At 64.5% G+C, this 5,542-nt stretch carries 4 protein-coding genes and 1 pseudogene; 4 read left to right on the top strand and 1 reads right to left on the bottom strand.

Translation table 11 applies throughout. The features are described 5' to 3' along the window. Positions 1-434 precede the first annotated feature (434 nt). The 4 genes and pseudogenes from GL263_RS20315 to GL263_RS20330 all read left to right on the top strand — a co-directional run. Positions 435-1,664, top strand: a pseudogene (locus GL263_RS20315) (sugar-binding protein); the annotation flags it as partial. 89 nt (positions 1,665-1,753) lie between these two features. After that, positions 1,754-2,272 carry a hypothetical protein gene (locus GL263_RS20320; protein ID WP_182857168.1) on the top strand — a complete coding sequence of 173 codons (519 nt, stop codon included), beginning with the start codon at positions 1,754-1,756 and terminating at the stop codon, positions 2,270-2,272. A 395-nt stretch (positions 2,273-2,667) separates the two neighbouring features. Continuing rightward, the gene (locus GL263_RS20325) at positions 2,668-2,949 is read left to right on the top strand and encodes a hypothetical protein (RefSeq protein ID WP_182857169.1); all 282 of its coding nucleotides are present in this window, start codon (positions 2,668-2,670) and stop codon (positions 2,947-2,949) included. A gap of 519 nt (positions 2,950-3,468) precedes the next feature. Next, complete coding sequence (locus GL263_RS20330) at positions 3,469-3,993, top strand: hypothetical protein (protein ID WP_182857170.1); 525 nt, start codon at positions 3,469-3,471, stop codon at positions 3,991-3,993. A 423-nt stretch (positions 3,994-4,416) separates the two neighbouring features. Here GL263_RS20330 and GL263_RS20335 read toward each other — a convergent pair. Next, the coding region (locus tag GL263_RS20335) for an AMP-binding protein (RefSeq protein WP_182857171.1) at positions 4,417-5,542 on the bottom strand (1,126 nt) is incomplete at its 5' end.

Consider the following 5,542-nt stretch of genomic DNA (forward strand, 5'->3'; position numbering starts at 1 on the left):
CACCCCACCCAAGACGCGACCGACGCGACACCACGTGTGCTCCCCCGTACGCCCCCGATGGGCGTTTCCTCCGCCACCGCCAGACAAATGATCATGACGGCTGCCATTCCCGACACAGACGCCGCAAAGCTAACCACGAGCCCACACCGCCCCGGAACCCGAGTCGGCAAGACGCCCGCTTCTGTCCGGCCAAAGTTCACGCAGGTGGTGAGCGTCACAGCGCCGCCGGGGACTGCTTCGGTTGCTGATGTCTGCTATGCCTGAATCGTCGATCTTGTTTCCTCGTTATCTTCACATCCGCATCACATAGGTGGTGTGAATGTGTTTCAACTGACCGAGGAAACATGACAATGCACATACCCGCGCCCGAAGAGCGCGGGAGACTTTGGATCGGGGGAAGCCTCCGCTACACGGCGGGAGTGCTTGCCCTGGTCATGGCCGTCACCGCGCTCGACGGCGCGACAGCCGTCGCGGCCAAGCCCTCTCCGGAGCCGGAGGCCCGGCAGGAGAAGACCGTCACCCAGGCAGCCGACATCCCGTCCGCGCGCGTCGCTGCCCGGCTGTCGGGCAAGCGCGTGGAGGCGCTCTCGGAGCGCACCGAGACCTCCACCACCTGGGCGAACAAGGACGGTTCGCTCACCACCGAGCTGGCCGCGGGGCCGATCCGGTTCCAGGACGAGGAGACCGGCGCCTGGCGCAAGGTCGACCTCGATCTGGTCACCGCCTCGGACGGCTCGGTGGAACCCGTGGCGCACCCCGAGGGCCTGCGGCTCGCCGGCAAGACCGGCGCCCGGTCCTCTTCGCTCAAGGCGGCCCAGAAGGCGCCGGCCACCGACCTGGTGACACTTGGCGACGACGACGAGCAGATCACTCTGCAGTGGAAGGGCGGCCTGCCCACACCGAAGCTCGACGGCACGCGCGCGGAGTACGTCAACGCCGTGCCGGGCGCGGATGTCGTGGTCGAGGCGACCCGCACCGGCTTCGAGCAGTTCGTCGAGATCAAGGAACGCCCGTCCGGCGAGAAGTACAGCTACACCCTGCCGCTCAAGGCCAAGGGCCTGAAGGCCGAGCAACAGGACGACGGCAGTGTGGAGTTCACCGACAGGAAGGGCAGGACGCGGGCCGTCATGCCCGCGCCGGTGATGTGGGACTCCACGGTCGACAAGGTCTCCGGGGAGCACACCCGCCGGGTTCCGGTGGAGATGGAGGTCGTCCAGCGCGGGGGTTCCATCGATCTGGTGGTCACGCCCGACGCCGAGTTCCTCGCCGATCCGGAGACCAAGTACCCGGTGGTCGTGGATCCGTCGACATCGGCACTGGCCAACGTCTTCGACACCTACGTCCAGCAGGGGGAGACCCGGGACTGGTCGACGGACGTCGAGCTGGACCTCGGAAACCCGGGAACCACGAACAGCAACGGGACGCCTCGCACCGCGCGTTCGTTCATCACGTGGAACACCTCTCCGATCCGCGACGCGCTGGTCATGGACGCGAAGCTCTCCCTCTGGAACTTCCACTCCGGCAACACCGACTGCAAGGCGCAGCCGTGGGAGGTCTGGCGGACCGGCGCCGCCTCCACGTCCTCACGCTGGACCGCGCAGCCGACCTGGACCGCGCGGAAGGCCACGTCGACCCAGACGCGTGGCAACCCGGCGTGTACGTCCGCTCGCTGTGAAGAAAGAGTGGAGATCGAGCTAAAGCCCGAAATTGTCGTAATAGTGTCCGATCGTACTCGATCCGAGGTGCCTTGCCTGTGAGAAAAAGGAAGATCGCCGGAATTGCATTCGGTGCATTGTTCTTCGCGGCCAGCGCCCCCGGTGTCGCGTTTGTCATGGACTACGCTCCCGAGTGGGTCTTCGGCGTCTTCATGTTCGGGTCTCTTCTTCTCGGGCATAAGTACTATCGTCTTGTCTGGGTTGATGACCTGGGAGACTTCGGACTTCCTGTGGAGGAGACCTTGACTGTCGAAGATATCGAGCGGAACGCTGCGAAGATTCAGAACCTGCTCTCTCTGATTACTGAAAGAGACTTCTCTGAAGGGCGGTACAGCTTGGGGTACCGGCGGGAAGATGTTGATGATTTCCTTCGGCGTCTTGCTGTCTACCTTGATCAGGGTGGGCCCGCAATCTCGACGTCATGGATCCGCCGCAAACAGTTTCCTTGGGCTGTGCGAGGCGCAGGATATCGCCAGGAGGATGTCCAAATCCTTCTTGCCCGGATAGCAAACGACATCGACTACATCATTGCTTCTGGTGCTCGGGATTCCCGCTAGTCGGCAGGCTCTTTTCTTCAGGTGGGAGGTGCGGTGGACGCGGAGGACTGGGGGCTGGTGGCGCTGGCGGTAATGGCGCTGGTAGGCGCCTATTCGCGGGTGGGTCAGCCATGGGCGTGCAAGCTCATCCTTCCTGCCGGACTCATCGGGGTCGTGATGGTCGGATCTGTTGCCGCGGCAGATGGGTCGAGCGCTTATGTGTGGCCGTTCGTCTTGATCGTGGTCGGCGGGATGGTCGATGGGCTTTGGATATCCGGAGTTTGGCGCCCATCTGCCCGGCGGCAGGGCTCCGGGCCCCAGTCTCGGCTGGGGATGGATAAAGGGCGAAGGCGGCGCAAGGCAAAAGGAGGCGGCAGGTGAGATGGCCGAGGCGGCGGAAATCACAACTTGAGCGCGTGCTGGTGAAGGGGCCCTGGGGCGAGACGCAGGCGGCGAAGCAGTTGAGGGGGAGTGGCCTTGAGGTCGAACTCAACGCCCTTGAGGCTGCGCTTACGGGTCTGCTGGGTGCGCAGAAGCCTCATGAGAGACGGCGTGGTGAGGAAGTGGTTCGCGAGTGCTTCGAACTGGTTGACGAGGTGCTGGCCCGGCTTCCAGAGAGCAGTGAGCTTTCATCCCTGCGCGAGTACATTGATAGCTTGCGGGAAGCCTGGGGAAATCTTCCGGATGAGCTGTGGTGAGAGCGTATTGCGGAAATTGACGGCTGTCGAGGTCTCGTGCCCTTCAGCTTAGGAGGGGCGGTGTTGATTGGATCTATTCGGAGGTCTGCATCAAGAATGAAACGCGTGTTGATGCGTGCTGACCGGCTGGCTTGCTCGCATCGAGGAATGATGATCCTCTTTCTGTTGATCTTTATGATGGGTACGTCAGATTCGGCTCTCGGGATTGCTGCCGCGGTTACAGTATCCGCAGGCTGGGTCATCCTTGGCCTTGTCGTGAAGAGGTGGGAACGAGATGGGTCGGGCAAGGAGAGGTCGAGTTGAGACCGAGACAGGAAGGGAATCGGCGGCGCTTTTTGGTGCCGGGGTTCTTGTTTTCGTTCTTGGGGTAATTTCCTCTGTCGTCTATGGAGTCGAGGATGGGCAGAGGTTGTTCTTCTGTTCAGCTGTCGTGCTTGGGGTCTCGTGGATCGCAGAGCGGACACGTGGTCGGCGGAAGTGACTTGCGAGAAGTGATTGCAGAGAGGATCAGAGGCGTAGATGGCTGATCCTGCTGCCGCAGGTGTGCTCGATCGATGTGTGGGCGTGGTAGAGACCGCGCCTGTTGCCTTCAGTCAGCTGCTCTACCGGATGATCCTGGGGAGAGTCGAGAGGGGAAGGAGGTCGACGAGCTACCAGGCGGACCTGACTGGCTGGCTTCGGCAAGCGCAGAGGGGCGAATGCACTCCTGGTGACGCCTGCGAGATCTTTTCTCTTTCGGCGGGCGGATGGTGCTTGGTCGCTGCTTCCGGCGTCATGCTCGGTATGCTTCTCGATTTCCTGTTCAAGGTGCCCTTTGATGTGGTTCTTTCCATCTCCCTGTCTGTTCCTCCCGCCTTCGCCCTACTGTCGGGAGTCGAGGCGGTGAGGGCGCGGTCGGCGAGGGACGCCGGGGGGAATCTGCGGAGGTCGAAGAAACGGAGGAAACGGCGGAATTATCGCCCTATGGCGCGTCGGTGGATCGTTGCGGCGGCGGGATCGATGTTTCTGCTGATTTTCTGGGTTCAGATACTGTTCGTGGGGTGAAGAGATAGTGGCGCGCTTGGGTCATCGTGTCGGTAAGAGGCGATGATTCCGAAGGGGCGCCCGAGTCCGGGTGAGGGTGGTCTTGGCTAAGGTAGTTGCTGAGGCGAGTGGCGTGGCCGGCTACAGGCTGACGTTTCTCCTCGTTTTTATTCCTTTTATGCTGGTGAGTGGAATCGACAGGCTTGGTGGAGGGGCGAGCTGGCCATCGTGGCTTTTTGGGCTGATCGAGATCGCGCTGGGTGTCGCGATCTCGGTCGGTGCGGCGAGAGAGATCCGAGTGGGCCGTAGGCGGCGGAGGGAGGCGCGTGCGGAGAGCGGGGGAGTCGACATCTGAGCTGGGTCTGCTGTGTTGCGGCTGCCCGGCCCGGCCGGGCCGGTGCCCGGCGGGGTGACGTGCGTCGCCGCGGGCACCGGCTGGTGGGGTCAGGCGAAGTCGGATTCCTGGTACTCGGCGGCGGAGCCGCTGGCGGTGGCCTCGCGGAGTTCGATGCGGCGGATCTTGCCGCTGACCGTTTTCGGGAGTGGGGCGAACTCCAGGCGTCTGATGCGCTTGTAGGGCGCGAGGCGGGCGCGGCTGTGCTCGAAGAGAGCGCGGGCGGTCTCCAGTCCCGGTTCCCAGCCGGCGGCGAGCACGACGTACGCCTTGGGGACGGTCAGACGGAGGGGGTCCGGTGCCGGTACGACCGCTGCCTCCGCGACCGCCTCGTGCTCCAGGAGCACGCTTTCCAGCTCGAACGGGCTGATCTTGTAGTCGGAGGACTTGAAGACGTCGTCCCGGCGGCCCACGTACGTGAGGTAGCCGTCCGCGTCGCGGGAGGCGATGTCGCCGGTGTGGTAGTAGCCGCCGGCCATGACGTCGGCGGTGCGCTCCTCGTCGCCGTGGTAGCCGACCATGAGGGCCACCGGGCGGTGTGCCAGGCCGAGGCAGATCTCGCCCTCGTCGACGCCCGCCTTGCCGCTGACGGGGTCGACCAGTTCCACGTGGTATCCCGGCATCGGGCGGCCCATCGAGCCGTCGCGGACCGGCTGGCCCGGCGGGTTGGCGATCTGGAGGGTGGTCTCCGTCTGCCCGTAGCCGTCCCGGACGGTGAGGCCCCACGCCTCCCGGACCGTCTCGATGATCTCCGGGTTCAGCGGTTCCCCGGCGGAGACCGCCTCCCTCGGCGGCTTCCGCAGCCGGGAGAGGTCCGCCTGGACGAGCATCCGCCACACCGTGGGTGGCGCGCAGAACGTCGTCACGCCGCCGTGGTCCATCTGGCGCATCAGCGCGGCCGCGTCGAAGCGCTGGTAGTTGTGGACGAACACCGTCGCCTCCGCCGTCCACGGCGCGAAAAGGCTGGACCACGCGTGCTTGGCCCAGCCGGGCGAGGAGATGTTCAGGTGCACGTCGCCGGGTTGGAGGCCGAGCCCGTACATGGTCGTCAGGTGGCCGACGGGGTAGGAGACGTGGGTGTGCTCGACCAGCTTCGGCTCCGCCGTCGTGCCGGAGGTGAAGTAGAGGAGCAGGGTGTCGTCGGCGCGGGTGGGGCCGTCGGGGGCGAAGTCGGTG

It is taken from the genome of Streptomyces durbertensis (assembly GCF_014156695.1).
GTDB classification, from domain to species: domain Bacteria; phylum Actinomycetota; class Actinomycetes; order Streptomycetales; family Streptomycetaceae; genus Streptomyces; species Streptomyces durbertensis.